17 protein-coding genes are annotated in these 16,357 nt (G+C 64.3%); 8 read left to right on the top strand and 9 right to left on the bottom strand.

What is annotated here, in order from left to right:
* The first annotated feature begins 135 nt into the window (after nucleotides 1–135).
* Genes purE through hemF form a run of 3 tightly spaced genes read left to right on the top strand, consistent with a single transcriptional unit; the run spans nucleotide 136 to nucleotide 2,146 of the window.
* A complete protein-coding gene (purE, locus tag EP379_RS15940) occupies nucleotides 136–645 on the top strand; it encodes a 5-(carboxyamino)imidazole ribonucleotide mutase (protein WP_127478712.1) in 510 nt (169 codons plus the stop codon).
* A 5-nt stretch (nucleotides 646–650) separates the two neighbouring features.
* Nucleotides 651–1,211, top strand: a complete 561-nt coding sequence (tsaC, locus tag EP379_RS15935; protein WP_127478711.1) for an L-threonylcarbamoyladenylate synthase type 1 TsaC — start codon at nucleotides 651–653, stop codon at nucleotides 1,209–1,211.
* A gap of 14 nt (nucleotides 1,212–1,225) precedes the next feature.
* Entirely contained in the window at nucleotides 1,226–2,146 is a 921-nt protein-coding gene (gene hemF / locus EP379_RS15930; RefSeq protein ID WP_127478710.1) for an oxygen-dependent coproporphyrinogen oxidase, read from the top strand.
* 24 nt (nucleotides 2,147–2,170) lie between these two features.
* On the opposite strand, the gene EP379_RS15925 is transcribed toward hemF, so the two are convergent.
* The gene (locus EP379_RS15925; protein WP_127478709.1) at nucleotides 2,171–2,554 is read right to left on the bottom strand and encodes a group II truncated hemoglobin; all 384 of its coding nucleotides are present in this window, start codon (nucleotides 2,552–2,554) and stop codon (nucleotides 2,171–2,173) included.
* A gap of 80 nt (nucleotides 2,555–2,634) precedes the next feature.
* On the opposite strand from EP379_RS15925, the gene uvrD reads away from it, so the two are divergent.
* The 3 genes from uvrD (at nucleotide 2,635) to EP379_RS15910 (ending at nucleotide 6,493) form a co-directional block, all read left to right on the top strand.
* Complete coding sequence (gene uvrD / locus EP379_RS15920) at nucleotides 2,635–4,791, top strand: DNA helicase II (RefSeq protein ID WP_127478708.1); 2,157 nt, start codon at nucleotides 2,635–2,637, stop codon at nucleotides 4,789–4,791.
* Nucleotides 4,792–4,812: 21 nt separating this feature from the next.
* The gene (locus tag EP379_RS15915) at nucleotides 4,813–5,895 is read left to right on the top strand and encodes a TRAP transporter substrate-binding protein (RefSeq protein ID WP_127478707.1); all 1,083 of its coding nucleotides are present in this window, start codon (nucleotides 4,813–4,815) and stop codon (nucleotides 5,893–5,895) included.
* A 97-nt stretch (nucleotides 5,896–5,992) separates the two neighbouring features.
* The gene (locus tag EP379_RS15910; protein ID WP_127478706.1) at nucleotides 5,993–6,493 is read left to right on the top strand and encodes a DsrE family protein; all 501 of its coding nucleotides are present in this window, start codon (nucleotides 5,993–5,995) and stop codon (nucleotides 6,491–6,493) included.
* Nucleotides 6,494–6,653: 160 nt separating this feature from the next.
* Here EP379_RS15910 and EP379_RS15905 read toward each other — a convergent pair whose 3' ends face one another.
* The 7 genes from EP379_RS15905 to EP379_RS15875 form a co-directional block, all read right to left on the bottom strand.
* The gene (locus EP379_RS15905; protein WP_127475565.1) at nucleotides 6,654–7,610 is read right to left on the bottom strand and encodes an IS5 family transposase; all 957 of its coding nucleotides are present in this window, start codon (nucleotides 7,608–7,610) and stop codon (nucleotides 6,654–6,656) included.
* A gap of 65 nt (nucleotides 7,611–7,675) precedes the next feature.
* The gene (locus tag EP379_RS15900) at nucleotides 7,676–8,014 is read right to left on the bottom strand and encodes a YqcC family protein (RefSeq protein ID WP_127478705.1); all 339 of its coding nucleotides are present in this window, start codon (nucleotides 8,012–8,014) and stop codon (nucleotides 7,676–7,678) included.
* The gene (greB, locus tag EP379_RS15895; RefSeq protein ID WP_127478704.1) at nucleotides 8,011–8,508 is read right to left on the bottom strand and encodes a transcription elongation factor GreB; all 498 of its coding nucleotides are present in this window, start codon (nucleotides 8,506–8,508) and stop codon (nucleotides 8,011–8,013) included. The genes EP379_RS15900 and greB overlap by 4 nt, the downstream gene beginning before the upstream one ends.
* Nucleotides 8,509–8,546: 38 nt before the next feature.
* The gene (locus tag EP379_RS15890; RefSeq protein WP_127478703.1) at nucleotides 8,547–9,929 is read right to left on the bottom strand and encodes a TRAP transporter large permease; all 1,383 of its coding nucleotides are present in this window, start codon (nucleotides 9,927–9,929) and stop codon (nucleotides 8,547–8,549) included.
* 2 nt (nucleotides 9,930–9,931) lie between these two features.
* Nucleotides 9,932–10,528, bottom strand: a complete 597-nt coding sequence (locus tag EP379_RS15885) for a TRAP transporter small permease subunit (protein ID WP_232023940.1) — start codon at nucleotides 10,526–10,528, stop codon at nucleotides 9,932–9,934.
* Nucleotides 10,529–10,878: 350 nt separating this feature from the next.
* Complete coding sequence (locus EP379_RS15880; RefSeq protein ID WP_127478702.1) at nucleotides 10,879–11,208, bottom strand: DUF2782 domain-containing protein; 330 nt, start codon at nucleotides 11,206–11,208, stop codon at nucleotides 10,879–10,881.
* Between the two features lie 8 nt (nucleotides 11,209–11,216).
* Nucleotides 11,217–11,942, bottom strand: a complete 726-nt coding sequence (locus EP379_RS15875) for an LOG family protein (RefSeq protein ID WP_127478701.1) — start codon at nucleotides 11,940–11,942, stop codon at nucleotides 11,217–11,219.
* A gap of 73 nt (nucleotides 11,943–12,015) precedes the next feature.
* Here EP379_RS15875 and polA point away from each other — a divergent pair, with 73 nt between their 5' ends.
* Nucleotides 12,016–14,739, top strand: a complete 2,724-nt coding sequence (gene polA, locus EP379_RS15870; RefSeq protein WP_127478700.1) for a DNA polymerase I — start codon at nucleotides 12,016–12,018, stop codon at nucleotides 14,737–14,739.
* Nucleotides 14,740–15,197: 458 nt separating this feature from the next.
* Here the strand turns inward: polA and yihA are convergent, their stop codons facing one another.
* A complete protein-coding gene (gene yihA / locus EP379_RS15865) occupies nucleotides 15,198–15,833 on the bottom strand; it encodes a ribosome biogenesis GTP-binding protein YihA/YsxC (RefSeq protein WP_127478699.1) in 636 nt (211 codons plus the stop codon).
* Nucleotides 15,834–16,028: 195 nt separating this feature from the next.
* On the opposite strand from yihA, the gene EP379_RS15860 reads away from it, so the two are divergent.
* A complete protein-coding gene (locus tag EP379_RS15860) occupies nucleotides 16,029–16,337 on the top strand; it encodes a c-type cytochrome (RefSeq protein ID WP_127478698.1) in 309 nt (102 codons plus the stop codon).
* Nucleotides 16,338–16,357 lie beyond the last annotated feature (20 nt).

Here is a 16,357-nt window from a genome sequence, read left to right as displayed (position 1 = left end):
TGCGCTCTTTGCGTCTTTGCGTTAAAGCCGTTAAAAAGCATAAGCCGCCGCGACGCGCAGCATAAGAACTCCTGACGTGAGTGCGGCGCTGATTTGCGGTAGATTTGTGCGGAAATTTCAACCGAGGATAGTTCCATGTCCCAGCCGTTCGTCGCCATCCTGATGGGTTCCGATTCCGACCTGCCCACCATGCAGGCCACCTTCGATGTGCTGAAGTCCTTCGGCATCCGCTATGAGGTGCGTGTGCACTCCGCCCATCGCACGCCGGAGGCCACCCACAACTACGTCAAGGACGCCGAGCAGCGCGGTTGCCAGGCCTTCATCTGTGCCGCCGGCCTCGCTGCCCACCTGGCCGGTGCCGTGTCGGCCATCACCGTGCGTCCGGTGATCGGTGTGCCCATGGACGGCGGCCCGCTCAAGGGTCAGGATGCGCTGCTCTCTACCGTGCAGATGCCGGCCGGCATCCCCGTCGCCACCGTCGCCATCGGCAAGACCGGCGCCAAGAACGCCGGTTATCTCGCCGCCCAGATCATGGCCGTCTCCGACGCCGCCCTGGCGCAGAAGCTGCGTGACGAGCGCAAGGCCAATGCCGAGAAGATCCTGGCGCGCAATGCCGAGGTGCAGAAGGAACTCGGCCTCGCCTGACGGCCATGACGCCCTTCCAATTGCGTGAGGCCGTGCGCGCCCTGCGGCGCGGCGGCCTCATCGCCTATCCCACCGAGGCGGTCTATGGTCTCGGTTGTGACCCGCGCAATGCCGATGCCGTACGGCGACTGCTGGAGTTGAAGCAGCGCCCCATGGACAAGGGCCTGATCCTGGTGGCCGCCGACTTCGCGCAGCTGCAACCCTATCTGCTGCCCCTGGCCGACACGCTGGCCCGACAGGTATCTGCGTCCTGGCCCGGTCCGGTGACCTGGCTGTTGCCGGTGCCGTCGCAGGTGCCGGTGTGGCTGCGCGGCAGGCACGACAGCCTGGCAGTACGCGTCAGCGCCCATCCTGTGGTGCGTGCCTTGTGCGCCGCCTTCGGCGGCCCCATAGTTTCCACCAGTGCCAACCCCGCCGGGCAGCGCCCGGCACGCGATCCGTTGACGGTGCAACGTATGTTCGCCGGCCATGTCGACTGCATCCTGCACGCCCCGCTGGGCGGACTGGAGCGTCCCACCGAGATTCGTGATGGCCGGACCGGCCGCATCGTGCGCGCCGGGCAGTAGCCCGAGGTGCCCGCATGAATCAAGCCGATATCGATGCCGTGGCGCAGTATCTGCGCGAGTTGCAGGACCGCCTGTGCGCAGCCTTGCAGCAGGAGGATGGCGCGGCGGAGTTTCGGGAGGATGCCTGGCACAAGCCGGCGGGTGGCGGCGGCCGCACCCGCGTGCTCGCCGATGGTGCGCTGTTCGAGCAGGCCGGGGTCAACTTCTCCCATGTGATGGGTGATAGCCTGCCGGCAGCGGCGACGGCGGCACGGCCTGAGCTGGCCGGCCGTTCCTGGCAGGCGATGGGCGTGTCGCTGGTGCTGCACCCGCGCAATCCCTATGTGCCCACCTCGCATATGAATGTGCGCCTCTTCGTGGCGGAAAAGGCCGGCGCGGCGCCCTTGTGGTGGTTCGGCGGCGGTTATGACCTGACGCCGTATTACGGTTACAAGGAAGATGTGGTGCACTGGCACCGCACCGCGCGCACGGCCTGCGCGCCGTTCGGCGATGAGGTCTACCCACGCTACAAGCAGTGGTGCGACGAGTATTTCTTTCTCAAACACCGCAACGAGGCGCGTGGGGTCGGCGGGATATTCTTCGATGACCTCAATGCCTGGGGTTTTGTGAAATGTTTTGCCTTCGTGCGCAGTGTCGGCGATAGCTATCTCGGCGCCTACCTGCCCATCGCGCAACGTCGCCGCGACACACCGTATGGCGAACGGCAGCGCGACTTCCAGCTCTATCGCCGAGGCCGCTACGTGGAGTTCAATCTGGTATGGGACCGTGGCACCCTGTTTGGCCTGCAATCCGGCGGCCGTACCGAGTCCATACTGATGTCCATGCCGCCGCTGGTGAAATGGCGGTATGACTGGCAGCCCGCGCCAGGCAGTGCAGAGGCGCAGTTGTACGAGAAATTTCTGCCACCGCGCGACTGGCTGGCCGGTATATCGTAGGGGCCGGCTCCTCACCGGCTGGAGTCAGTCCGGACGGTTGCGCATGAAGTCGGCCACCTTGCCCAGCGCCCGCTCCAGTTCGTCGCGCAGTGCCCCGTCGGTTACGGTTTCCGCCAGCGCCTGGCGCATGCAGCCCATCCACTGGTCGCGGATGTCACTGTCGATGGCGAAGGGCATGTGGCGCATGCGCAGGCGCGGATGGCCGTACTTCTCTTCGTACAGCCCGGGGCCGCCGGTCCAGCCGGAGAGGAATTCGAACAGCTTCTCGCGCGAAACCCGCAGGCTCCTGGCGTGCATGGCGCGCAGTTCGGCCAGTTCGGGCCGGCTGTCCATCAGGTCGTAGAAGCGGTCCACCAGGGCACGGATGCCCTCGGCGCCGCCCAGGCGTTGGTAGTGTGGATTTTCCATGGCGGCATCCTAGCGCAAAGCGCCGGTGCGCGGCATTGCGTTTTCACAACCCGGCGCAGGCCATTTGTTACAATCGCCCGATGGACGTTTCCGATCTGCTAGAACATCTCAACCCGGCACAGCGCGAGGCGGTATGTGCGCCGCCGGGCAACCTGCTGATCCTGGCCGGTGCCGGTTGTGGCAAGACCCGCGTCCTCACCCACCGCATCGCCTGGCTGATCCGTGCCGAGCATGTCTCGCCCTGGTCGATCCTCGCCGTCACCTTCACCAACAAGGCGGCGCACGAAATGCGCGGCCGCATCGAACATCTGTTGCAGGCGCCCATCGGTGGCATGTGGGTGGGCACCTTCCACGGTCTGGCCCACCGCTTGCTGCGCGCCCACTGGCAGGAGGCCGGCCTGCCGCAGTCGTTCCAGATCATGGACAGCGAAGACCAGCTGCGGCTGGTCAAGCGCCTGATGCGCGAGGCCAGTGTCGATGACGCACGCTGGCCGCCGCGCCAGGTGGTGGGGTTCATCAACGCGCGCAAGGATGAGGGGGTGCGCCCGCCGGCGGTGGAGCACTACGGCGATCCCTACCTGAAGATGATGGTGCAGCTCTACCGGAGCTATGAAGAGGCCTGCCAGCGCAGTGGCCAGGTGGACTTCGCCGAGCTGCTGCTGCGCGCCCATGAGCTGTTTCTCAAGCGTCCCGATGTGCTGGCCCATTACCGGGAGCGCTTCCGCCATATCCTGGTGGACGAGTTCCAGGACACCAACGCCATTCAATATGCCTGGCTGCGCCTGCTGGCCGGTGACAGCGGCATGGTGTTCGCCGTGGGTGATGACGATCAATCCATTTACGGCTGGCGCGGCGCCAAGGTGGAAAACATCCACCAGTTCCGCAAGGACCTGCGCGATGTGCGCCTGATCCGGCTGGAGCAGAATTACCGCTCCACCGCGACGATCCTCAAGGCCGCCAACGCCCTCATCGATCACAATGCCGACCGCCTCGGCAAGGAGTTGTGGACCGAGGGCGCGCAGGGCGAGCCGATACGCCTGTACGGCGCCTTCAATGAACTGGAGGAAGCGCGCTTCGTGGTGGAACAGATCCGCCAGTGGGTGAACGAGGGCCACCGGCGTGACGAGGCGGCGGTGCTTTACCGTTCCAACGCCCAGTCGCGCGTGCTGGAAGAGGCCCTGATGCAGGCGCAGATGCCCTACCGTATCTATGGCGGCCTGCGCTTCTTCGAGCGGCAGGAGATCAAGGATGCCTTGGCCTACCTGCGCCTGGTGGCCAACCGCCACGATGACGCCTCCTTCGAGCGGGCGGTGAACACGCCGACGCGCGGCATCGGCGAGCGCACGGTGCAGACGGTGCGCGACCACGCCCGTGCTTCCAGCCTTTCCCTGTGGCAGGCGGCCAGCGACATCCTCGCCCGCAACCTGCTGGCGGCGCGTGCGGCCAACGCCCTCAAGGGATTCATCGATCTGATCGATGCCCTGGCGGCCGATACCGCGGGCCTCGAACTGCACGAGCAGGCTCAGCACGTGGTACAGGTGAGCGGACTCATTGAACACTATCGCAAGGAAAAAGGCGAAAAGGGCCAGGCTCGCATCGAGAACCTGGAAGAATTGGTGAATGCCGCGCGCGAATTCGAATTCGACGCGGAAACCCACGGTGACATGCTGCCGCTCGATGCCTTCCTCGCCCACGCCGCGCTGGAGGCCGGCGAAGGCCAGGCCGACGAATGGGACGACGCGGTACAGCTGATGACGCTGCACTCGGCCAAGGGCCTCGAGTTCCCGCTGGTGTTCCTCTGTGGCATGGAGGAGGGCCTGTTCCCGCACCAGATGTCCATGGACGAACCGGGTCGGCTGGAGGAGGAGCGGCGCCTGGCCTACGTCGGCATGACCCGCGCCATGCAGCGCCTGTTTCTCACCTATGCCGAGGTGCGCCGTCTCTATGGCGAGGAAAAATACACCCGCCCCTCGCGCTTCGTGCGCGAGGTGCCGGCGGAATTCATCGAGGAGATCCGCCTGCGCGGCGGCGTCAGCCAGCCTGCCTTCCATGGGGCCGCGGCGGCGGCGGAACCCGATGGCTTGCGCCTCGGCGCGCGGGTGCTGCATCCCAAGTTCGGCGAGGGCGTGTTGCTGTCCTATGAGGGCCAGGGGGCGCAGGCACGGGTGCAGGTCAATTTCGATCACGTAGGCAGCAAGTGGCTGGTGCTGGCCTATGCCAATCTGGTAGCGGTGTAAACCAAGGCGAGGGAGCAAACAATGAAACGTCGTGACTTCATCAAGGGCGCGGGCGCCGGTGCGGTGGCCGCGGGTGCGGCGCTGGCGGCGCCGGTGGTCAACGCCAAGGCACAGTACAAGTGGAAGATGGTGACCACCTGGCCGAAGAATTTCCCCGGCATGGGCGTCGGCGCCAACCACTTGGCCAAGCTCATCGAGGAGATGAGTGATGGCCGCATCGAGGTGAAGGTGTTCGGTGCCGGTGAACTGGTGCCAGCCTTCGAGATCTTCGATGCGGTATCGCGCGGCACCGCCGAGATGGGGCATGGTGCGGCCTACTACTGGAAGGGCAAGAGCGAAGCGGCGCAGTTTTTTGCCGCCGTGCCCTTCGGCATGACCGCGCAGGAGATGAATGCCTGGTTGTACCACGGCGGCGGCATGGCGCTGTGGGAAGAGGTCTATAAGCCCTTCGGCCTGATCCCCACTGCGGCGATCAACACCGGTGTGCAGATGGGCGGCTGGTTCAACAAGGAGATCAGGAGCCTTGAAGATCTCAAGGGTCTCAAGATGCGCATCCCCGGTCTCGGCGGCGAGGTGCTGCAGCGTCTGGGCGGTACGCCGGTGAATCTGCCCGGCGGTGAGATCTATCAGGCGCTGCAATCGGGCAACATCGATGCGGTGGAGTGGGTCGGTCCGTACAATGACCTGGCCTTCGGCCTGCACAAGGCGGCCAAGTTCTACTACTACCCGGGCTGGCACGAGCCGGGCACGGTGCTGGAATGCTTCATCAACGAGAAGGCCTTCAAGGCCCTGCCCAAGGCCCTGCAGACTATCGTACTTACCGCCTGCAAGGCGGCGAACATGGACGGCCTGTCCGATTTCACCGCGCGCAACAATGAGGCACTGCATACCCTGGTGACCAAGCACAAGGTGCAGCTGAAGAAGTTCCCCGACGACGTGCTGCGCCAGCTGAAGACCACTTCGGATGCGGTGGTGGCGGAGATCGCGGCCAAGGATCCGCTGTCGAAGAAGGTATACGAATCCTTCACCCGTTTCCGCGATCAGGTAGTGGCCTGGCACGACGTATCGGAGCGCGCCTTCCTCAACGCGCGGGCGGGTGCTTAGCCTGTAGCATGCACGGCGTGCGATCGGGCGACACCCGATCGCACGCCTTTTCCTCGACTATAGTTGCAGTACCAGGCCCACCCCACAGGAGGCCATCATGCGTACTGCACTCATTCCCCTGCTATTGTTGTTGTCATCCCACGCGGGTGCCGAGGCGCGCGTCACGACGCCGCCCTATGCACCACCGCAGGTCGTATACGACTTCTATCTCGATCACCCCGCCAAGATGGGTGCCGCCCTGTACTGGATACGCTCCCTGGTCAATCCGTTGTCCGGTGAGCCTTATGGTTTTGCGCCGGAGATGATGTCCATCAAGGTGGTGCTGCACGGTACCGAGATCGTCACCGTGGCGCAGAAGAACTACGAGAAATACCGCGCTGAGGTGGAACGCATGCGCTACTACGCCAGCCTGGGCGTGGAGTTCAAGGTGTGTGCCCTGGCGGCGGAGGATTATCACTATGTGCCGCAGGATTTCCATGACTTCATCGAGCTGGTGCCGTCGGCCTTTACCGAACTGGTGCACTGGCAGATGCAGGGCTATGCGCTGATCACGCCGCAGGTGCCGGAGCGGCATCACACCATCGAGGATATACGCTGAGGCATGAAGACGTGAGGGCGTTAAGGATGCTCTGAACAAGTAATCCAATATGAGCAAATCGTCGATATCAGCGAGTCATCACGCGCCGAATCGCACCGGCAGCGCCGGTATTTGCTCATCCCGGCGGCCCGTGAGCCGCATTTGGCGTAGTGCATCGGCACTACGCCTGCAAAGTACGCAGCAGCTGCCTGCGCACCAGGTAGATGTTGGCCAGGGCACAGGTGACAAACAGGCGGTTGGCATTCTTCTCCAATCCCCGGTAGCGGGTCTTGGCAAAACCGAATATCCGTTTGATGACACCGATGCTGTGTTCGACCCGTGCCCGGATGGTGGACTTGAGGCGGTTCTTCGCCCGTTCGGCTTCGTCGACCCAGCCCTTGTAGCGGTAGCGTCGGTGGGTGAGGTCGCGGGCCCTGGGCGCATGCTGTTTGATGACCTCGGTCTGGCCCTGATAGGCCGAATCCCCCCAGACGCGGGTTTCATCGCCGTGCAGCAGGTCGGGCAGGCAGTGGGAGTCGTGGACGTTGGCGGCGGTGGCCACCACCGAGTGGATGAGCTTGGTGCGGTGGTCGACACCGACATGGGCCTTCATGCCGAAATACCACTGGTTGCCCTTCTTGGTCTGGTGCATGTCCGGGTCGCGCTGCTGGTCCTTGTTCTTGGTCGAGGACGGGGCGCTGATGAGGGTGGCATCGACGATGGTGCCGGTGCCCAGCTTGAAGCCATGGCGTTGCAGGTACTGGTGCATCTGCTGGAACAGCTTGCGACCCAGGCCATGCTGCTCCAGCAGGTGGCGGAAGCGGCAGATCGTGGTTTCGTCCGGCACCGGATGCTCGCCCAGGTCGATGCCGGCGAAGGCGCGCATGCTGAGCGAGTCGTACAGGGCTTCCTCGGCCATCGGGTCCGAGAGATTGAACCACTGCTGGAGGAAGTGGATGCGCAGCATCATCTCCAGCTCCTTCGGCGGCCGGCCGTTACCGGCCTGCGGGTAGTGCGGCGCTATCAGCGCGCACAGCTCCGCCCACGGCAGCAGGCGGTCCATGTCGGACAGAAACGCCTGGCGCTTGGTCGCCTTGGTGTATTTCTCGAACCCCGTGGTCATGCTCAGTTGTTTCATTTTCCCCGTCCTCGGCTCCGGTCATGCGGTTGCAAGATCAGATCGGGGACTTTTGCAGAAGTTCCTTAATCCGACCTCTGGCTGATGGCCCGATCGATTTGCGCAATCAGCTCCAGCAGCCGCGTGGTGTCCTGTGGCAGTTCCAGAAAGCTGTGCTCAGCCAGGGGATGGATGTCGCAGGCGGTGGGCAGGGGGGCACCGCTTTCCAGCAGAGCACGCATGCGTGCCAGGAATATCCATTGCAGCCATTGCGTAAACTCCAGGGTGTCGTGGCAGAAGGGCAGGGTACTGGCGAGGCTGGCCGGGGAGGGTGCTGTTGCTTCCCACAGCCCGATGCGGCGCATCTCCTGTTCGATGGCGAGAAGCAGATCGGCGATGCGATGCAGACGGTCGGTGTCGGTCATGGCGTGTAGTGTATGGCGGTGATCCAGTAGCGCGTCTTCCCTTTGGGCAGTTCGATCTCCACCTCGTCGTCCACCTGTTTCTTCATCAGTGCGCGGGCCAGCGGCGCATCCATGCTGATCCAGCCCTGTTCGGGGTCGAATTCATCCGGGCCGACGATGCGCCAGGTATGTTCGTTGCCGTCTTCATCCTCGACGCTGACCCAGGCACCGAAATAGATCCGCGATGGATCGCTCGGCGCGGCGCTCACCACGGTCAGTTCCGGCAGGCGTTTTTGCAGGTAGCGGATGCGCCGGTCGATCTCGCGCAGTTCCTTCTTGCGGTAGATGTACTCGGCGTTCTCCGAGCGATCGCCCTCGGCGGCGGCCGCCGCCAGGGCCTTCACCACTTCATGGCGCCGTTGCCACAGGCCCTGCAGCTCGCTTTGCAGACGCCGATAACCGGCGGCGGTGATGTAGAGGGAGCTGCGCGGCTGCGGGGGTCGGTAACGTGACATGGTGACGGGTATTGCCCCCGGATGGCAGGCACGGGAGGTTAATCGCTGTAGACCACGCCGGGCAGCCAGGTGGCCAGTTCCGGCCACAACGCCAGCAGGCCCAGCATCAGCAGCTGGATGACGATGAACGGGACTACACCGCGGTAGATGTCCAGGGTGTTGAGCTGCGGCGGTGCCACGCCGCGCAGATAGAACAGGGCGAAACCGAATGGCGGGGTGAGGAAGGAGGTCTGCAGGTTGATGGCGATCATTACCCCGAGCCATACCGGATCCAGCCCCATGGCGAGCAGGATCGGTGCCACGATGGGGACCACCACCAAGGTGATCTCGATGAAGTCGAGGATGAAGCCGAGCAGGAACATCACCAGCATCACGATGATCATCGCGCCGATGACACCGCCGGGCAGGTCGGACAACAGTTCCTTGATCAGCTCGTCGCCGCCGTACCCGCGGAACACCAGGGAGAACAGCGAGGCGCCGACGAAGATGAGGAACACCATGGCGGTGATCTGGGTGGTGCTGCGCATCACCTCGGTGAGACGACGCCGATCGAACTGGCGCTGGCTGGCGGCCAGCAGCATGGCGCCGATGGCGCCTACTGCGGCGGCCTCGGTGGGGGTGGCGATGCCGCCCATGATGGAGCCGAGCACCGCCAGGATCAGCAGCAGCGGCGGCAGCAGCACCTTGAACAGGCGCTCGGCCAGCGCCGCGCCGCGCAGGGCACGATCCTCCGGCGGCAGGGCCGGCATCGCCTGCGGGCTGAACATCGCCACGGCGATGAGATAGAGCATATACATCACCACCAGCAGCAGGCCGGGGAACAGCGCGCCGGCAAACAGATCGCCCACCGACACCGTCTCCGGCGAGAAGATGCCCATGTCCAGTTGCGCCTGCTGGTAGGCGGACGACAGCACGTCGCCGAGCAGGATCAGGATGATGGAGGGCGGGATGATCTGGCCCAGGGTGCCGGAGGCGCAGATGGTGCCGGCGGCGAGCCGCGGGCTGTAGCCGCGCTTGAGCATGGTGGGCAGGGACAGCAGGCCCATGGTGACCACGGTGGCGCCGACGATGCCGGTGCTGGCGGCGAGCAGCATGCCTACCACCACCACCGAGATGCCCAGGCCGCCGCGCAGCGGACCGAACAGCGAGGCCATGGTATCGAGCAGGTTCTCCGCCACCCGGGAGCGTTCCAGCATGACACCCATGAACACGAACAGCGGCACGGCGATGAGTGTCTCGTTGGTCATGATGCCGTACAGGCGGTTGGGCAGGGCCTGCAGCAGGGTGATGTCGAAGACGCCGAAGGCGGCACCGGCGAAGGCAAACAGCAGCGCCGTGCCGGCCAGGCTGAGGGCCACCGGATAGCCGGCCAGCAGCACCAGACAGACGGCAAGGAACAGCAGCAGGGCCAGCCACTCCATGGCTACACCTCCACCTCGGCGTCGTGGGCGGGGGCGTCCTCGGGATGGCCGCGCAGCACCAGCAGGCTGCGCAGTGCCTGGCCGAGTCCCTGGATCAGCAGCAGCAGGGCCATCAGCGGGATGACGCTCTTCAGCAGATAGACCAGGGGCAGGCCGCCGGCGTCGCGCGAGCCTTCCAGCAGGGACCACGAGGCGGCCACGTAGTCCCAGCTGATCCACAGGATGAATACGCACACCGGCAGGAGCAGCAGCAGGCTGCCGAGCAGGTCTACCCAGGCCTGGCCGCGGGGCGACAGACGGCGGTAGAAAATGTCGACACGCACATGGCCGTCGTGGCGCAGGGTATAGGCCGCGCCCAGCATGAAGACCAGGGCGTGCAGGTAGGTGATGGATTCCTGCAGGGCGATCCAGCCCAGGTTGAAGGCATAGCGCAGCACCACCACGGCACAGGTCACCAGCACCATGGCGAGGGTCAGCCAGGCGATGAGGCGCCCGGTCCACTCGCTCAGGGCGTCGATGACGGCGGCTATCCGTTCCAGCAGCGGCATGGGCATGGTGGTCGTGGGAAACAGGGGTGGATTGTACGTTTGCCCCGGCATCCGGGGCAAACCTGCGGCGCGCAGGCGGTTTACGTGGGACCGGCTGCCCGGTCCGCGCGGGTGTTTGTAGGATTTTTCCTATACGGCGAGCCGTTTTTATGCACACGGCGGCGCACGGCTGTCGTTTCGGCTGAAAGTAAGTGGCCGCTCGCGCCGCAGGGCGCAAAATAATTTTTATCTATATGTTTCTAAAAGAAAAATTGGATGTGCTCAAAGTGTGACCGATTTAAGACGGGGCCAGTATTGGCGTGCCCTGCACGGGCATGTCACCACTTCGTCCACAGAGTTATCCACAGGTTTTGTGGATAAGGGGATGCCCTCAAACGGTGCGCCTTCGGCGAATCAGGCACTTACCAGCGGAACAGTATCCACTGATTGATATTGGGCGGGTCCAGCTCGTTGCGGCGCGTCTCGAAACTGCCGTCGCCGTCGCTGTCGATGAGGTAATAGGGGTAGCCGCGACTGGGGCTGATCTTCACCATGTACAGGCGGCCGTTGACGCGATATTCCTCCACCGTGGCATCGCCGCGGCTGCGGATGGTGACCTCGGGCTGCAGTTCCTCCGCCTCTTCGACGGCTTCCGCATCGGGCAGCGGCGGGGGCGGCAAGGGATCGAGCTGCCCGGCGGCATGGGCGTACCCGATGAGGAGCAGGGCGGCGGCAAGAAAGGTTGGGCGCATGGGGCGGCTCACAGGTCGAGGAGAATTTCCCGCTCTTCGGCGGAGGGCTCGAAGCCACGGTGCTCGTAGTGACTGAAAATAGCATTGACCACGTCCTGGGGGTGGTCCAGCACCTGGAACAGGTCCAGGTCTTCCGGGCTGATGGTCTTCTCCGCCACCAGGGTGTCGCGGAACCAGTCGATGAGCCCGTTCCAGAACGGGCTGTGCACCAGGATGATGGGGATGCGGCGGGTCTTGCCGGTCTGCACCAGGGTGAGGATCTCGGCCAGTTCGTCCAGGGTGCCGAAGCCGCCGGGCATCACCACGTAGGCGGCGGCATATTTCACGAACATCACCTTGCGCGAAAAGAAGTGGCGGAAGGTGAGGCGGATGTCCTGATAGGGATTGCCCACCTGCTCGTGCGGCAATTGGATGTTGAGGCCGACCGACGGTGATTTACCGGCGTAGGCGCCCTTGTTGGCCGCCTCCATGATGCCGGGGCCGCCGCCACTGACCACCGAGAAGCCGGCATCGGACAGGGCGCGGGCGATCTCCTCGGTCAGTTTGTAATAGGGGTGATCGGGGGCGAAGCGGGCCGAACCGAAGATGGACACCGAGGGGCTGATGCGTGCCAGGCGTTCGAAGCCTTCGACGAATTCGGCCATGATCTGGAAGATCTTCCACGATTCGCGGCTGAGGGCGGTGTCATCGAGAGGCGTCATGCCCGGGTGGTGTGATTTGTGATCGTCGCTCATGGAGGTGTCGCGTAGTTGGCGGCAAAGCGGCTATTGTAGTCCCATTCCCGGAAACGCAGAAAACAAATCATCCATGTCTGATTCGACGCAGAAACCTTTGGTCCTGGTGGATGGCTCCTCCTATCTGTATCGCGCCTTCCACGCCCTGCCGGCCCTGACCAATTCCCGTGGCGAACCTACCGGTGCGGTGTACGGCGTGGTCAACATGCTGCGCCGCCTGCTGGGCGACTACGACCCGGAACATGTCGCGGTGGTGTTCGATGCCAAGGGCAAGACCTTCCGTGACGACCTCTACGCCGAGTACAAGGCGCATCGCCCTCCCATGCCGGCGGAACTGGCCAGCCAGATCGCGCCGCTGCATGCCATCGTGCGCGCCATGGGGCTGCCGCTGCTGGTGGTGGAAGGCGTGGAGGCCGACGACGTCATCGGCACGCTGGCGCGGCAGGCCGAGGCTGCCGGGCTGCCGGTGCTGATCTCCACCGGGGACAAGGACATGGCCCAGCTGGTGGATGAACACATCACCCTGGTCAACACCATGACCGATACGGTGATGGACCCGGCCGGGGTGGTGGAGAAGTTCGGCGTGCCGCCGGAGCGCATCGTCGATTACCTCGCCCTCATCGGCGACACCAGCGACAACGTGCCCGGCGTACCCAAGGTGGGGCCGAAGACGGCGGTGAAGTGGTTACAGGAATACGGCTCCCTGGATGCGATCATCGCCCATGCCGACGCCATCAAGGGCAAGATTGGCGACAACCTGCGGGAAAGCCTCGGCTTCCTGCCGCTGTCGCGGCAATTGGTGACCATCAAGTGCGACGTGCCGCTGGCGCAGGGACCGCTGGAGCTGCGCCGCACGGCGCCGGATGCCGAGGCGCTGCGCGAGTGGTACGGCCGCATGGAGTTCAAGACCTGGCTGGGCGAGCTGCTGGGTGGTGGCGAGGTGGCTGCCGCGGCGGCGGAGCCAGTAACGCCGCTGGCCACCGCGCAACGGCGCTACGACACCGTGTTGACGCTGGCGCAGCTGGAGGAGTGGCTGGCCCGGCTGGCGGCGGCGGAGCTGTTCGCCTTCGACACCGAGACCACCAGTCTCGATTACATGGATGCCGAGATCGTCGGTGTATCCTTCGCCGTGGAACCGGAACGGGCCGCCTATGTGCCGCTGGCCCATGATTACCCCGGTGCCCCCGATCAGCTCGGCCGTGAGGCGGTGCTGGCGCGGCTCAAGCCGCTGCTGGAAGACCCGGCCAGGGCGAAGCTGGGCCAGAATCTCAAGTACGACATGAACGTCCTGGCCAATCATGGCATAGAACTGCGCGGCATCGCCCACGACACCATGCTGCAATCCTATGTGCTGGATTCCACCGCCACCCGCCACGACATGGATTCCCTGGCCCTCAAGTACCTCGGCCGCAAGACTATCAGTTTCGCAGAGGTGGCCGGCAAGGGCGTCAAACAGCTCGGCTTCAATCAGGTGCCCATCGAACAGGCGACGGAATACGCCGCCGAGGATGCCGACATCACCCTGCAACTGCACCGCACCCTGTGGCCGCGCGTCGCCGCCGAGCCGGCGCTGAAGCGGGTCTACGAGACGATCGAATTGCCGCTGGTGCCGATCCTGTCGCGTCTGGAGCGGGCCGGCGTGCTGGTGGACGTGGCCATGCTCAGGCGGCAGAGCGGCGAACTGGCCCTGCGCATGAACGAGATCGAGCAGGCGGCCTACAGCGCCGCCGGCGGGCCGTTCAATCTGGGCTCACCCAAGCAGATCCAGGAGATCCTGTTCGAGCGCCTGCAACTGCCGGTGCTGAAGAAGACTCCCAAGGGCCAGCCGTCCACCGCCGAGGACGTGTTGCAGGAGCTGGCCTTGGATGGCTACGACCTGCCGCGCCTGATCCTGGAGCACCGCGGCATGGCCAAGCTCAAGTCCACCTACACCGACCGCCTGCCCGAGCAGGTGAGCCGCCGCAGCGGCCGGGTGCACACCTCCTATCATCAGGCGGTGGCCGCCACCGGCCGCTTGTCATCCTCCGACCCCAACCTACAGAACATCCCGGTGCGCACCCCCGAGGGCCGCCGCATCCGCCAGGCCTTCATCGCCCCCCCCGGATACAGATTACTGGCGGCCGACTACTCGCAGATCGAACTGCGCATCATGGCCCACCTGTCCGGTGACGAAGGTCTGCTGCGCGCCTTCGCCGCCGGCGAGGACATCCACCGCGCCACCGCCGCCGAGGTGTTCGGCGTCGCGCCGGATGAGGTCAGCGCCGACATGCGCCGCAGCGCCAAGGCCATCAACTTCGGCCTGATCTACGGCATGTCCGCCTTCGGCCTGGCGCGCCAGCTCGGCATCGATCGCGCCGCGGCGCAGACCTACGTCGACCGCTACTTCGAGCGCTATCCCGGCGTGCGCCGCTACATGGACGAAACCCGCGAGCGGGCGCGCGCGCAGGGCTATGTGGAAACCGTGTTCGGCCGCCGTCTCTATGTGCCCGACATCAAGGCCAGCAATGCCCAGCGCCGCCAGTATGCCGAGCGCACCGCCATCAATGCGCCGATGCAGGGCACCGCCGCCGACATCATCAAGCGCGCCATGATCGCCGTCGATCCCTGGCAGCAGGACAGCGGTGGCAAGGTGCGCATGATCATGCAGGTGCATGACGAGCTGGTGTTCGAGGTGGCGGAGGAGTATGTGGATACAGCCCGGGCGGAAATTCCGCGACTGATGGCTGGTGCTGCCGAGCTCAAGGTGCCGCTGCTGGTGGAAGCGGGGGTGGGCGACAACTGGGACGAGGCACACTGAACGGCGGCACAGAGCCGGGTCCTGAGCAACCATTGGCCGGATTAATCTGCTTCATTAAAAAAATTAATGATGCAATTGGCGAATCGCAGAACTTTTCGGGGAGGGGCCAGTCTCATTGGTCAAGCGCTCTGCGCTTTCCCACTCTTCTCTCCCTGGTGGGAACAACCGCCCGGCTTCCTCCCCCTAAGCCGGGCAATTTAGATACGCCCCGGCTGCCTTCCCCCCCTTCGGCACCGGGGTTTTTTTTGTCTAAGGAAGGTCTGAATAAGTCCATCCTGGACTTCTCAGGTCGCTCCCGCCCCTCCCTGGGCTGCGCGACATAAGTCCATCCGTGGACAAAACCACGCCAAGCAAAAAGTGTGATTTTCGCTCGGCTTCATTTTTCAACGACTTATCGTCGTTGAAAAATGGCGGCACCTCCCTGTGCCGCGGAAGCTCTGAACTTATTCAGAGCTTCCCTAACCTTCCGTTGCCGATCCCTCCGTAGCGTCGGCGCCATAGCCGAACCAGCGATCCAGCAGGGCGCGGGCCTCTTCCACGCCCTGACCGTCGTGGGCCGAGAACAATTGCACCGAGGCCTCCGGGTACGAGGCCAGAATGCGCCGCACCTGTTGCAAGGCCGCCGAGGCCGGGCCGCGCTTGAGCTTGTCGGCCTTGGTCAGCAGGACATGCACCGGCATGTTCCGGTGGCGGCACCAATTGAGCATGATCTGGTCGAACTCGGTAAGCGGGTGACGCACATCCATGAGCAGGATCAGACCGCGCAGGCAGCGACGGGTATTGAAATACTGCTCCAAGGTCTTGCGCCAGTGTTCCTTGATCGCCGGCGGCACCTTGGCATAGCCGTAACCGGGCAGGTCCACCAGCCGGCGCCCTTCGTCCAGGCCGAAGAGATTGATCTGCTGGGTGCGTCCCGGTGTCTTGCTGGTGCGCGCCAGGCCTTTGATGGCGGTGATGGTATTGAGGGCGCTGGACTTGCCGGCGTTGGAACGGCCGGCGAAGGCGATCTCGATACCCGCGTCGGCGGGTAGCTGGCGCAGCTGCTGGGCGCCGAGCAGAAACTGGGCCTGGCGATAATGATTGACTGCATTCATCAGTATTACACGAGGTAGGCGGGAATTCGGGGGAAAACAGCGGTTTTCCGGCCTGTCTTGTTGACCGGCGTATCCCATTGTTGGTATATAGCCCTGTCTTTTCGGAGGGGGCGTACGAGACTTGGCATTATGGTACGCCAACCCGCATAATCAAACGCTTTATTGAACTGAATTCTTGAGTTAGGAGCCCGCTGAATGAACAAGTTCCTGGTTGCCTGCGCTGCCGGCGCAATGATGATCTCCGCTTCCGCCATCGCCGCTGACGGCAAGGCTGTATACGACAAGGCCTGCGTGGCCTGCCACGCCTCCGGCGCGGCCGGTGCGCCGCGCATCGGCGACAAGGCCGCCTGGGCGCCGCGTATCGCCCAGGGCATGGACAAGCTGTACGGCGTGGCCCTGAACGGCAAGCCGGGCACCGCCATGCTGCCGAAGGGCACCTGCGCTGCCTGCACCGAGGCCGATCTGAAGGCTGCCGTGGACTACATGGTTTCCCAGAGCAAGTAATAATCAAGCACGTTGGGTAA

Source organism: Sulfurivermis fontis (genome assembly GCF_004001245.1).
Classification (GTDB): domain Bacteria; phylum Pseudomonadota; class Gammaproteobacteria; order Thiohalomonadales; family Thiohalomonadaceae; genus Sulfurivermis; species Sulfurivermis fontis.
This window is presented reverse-complemented; position numbering and strand designations above follow the sequence as displayed.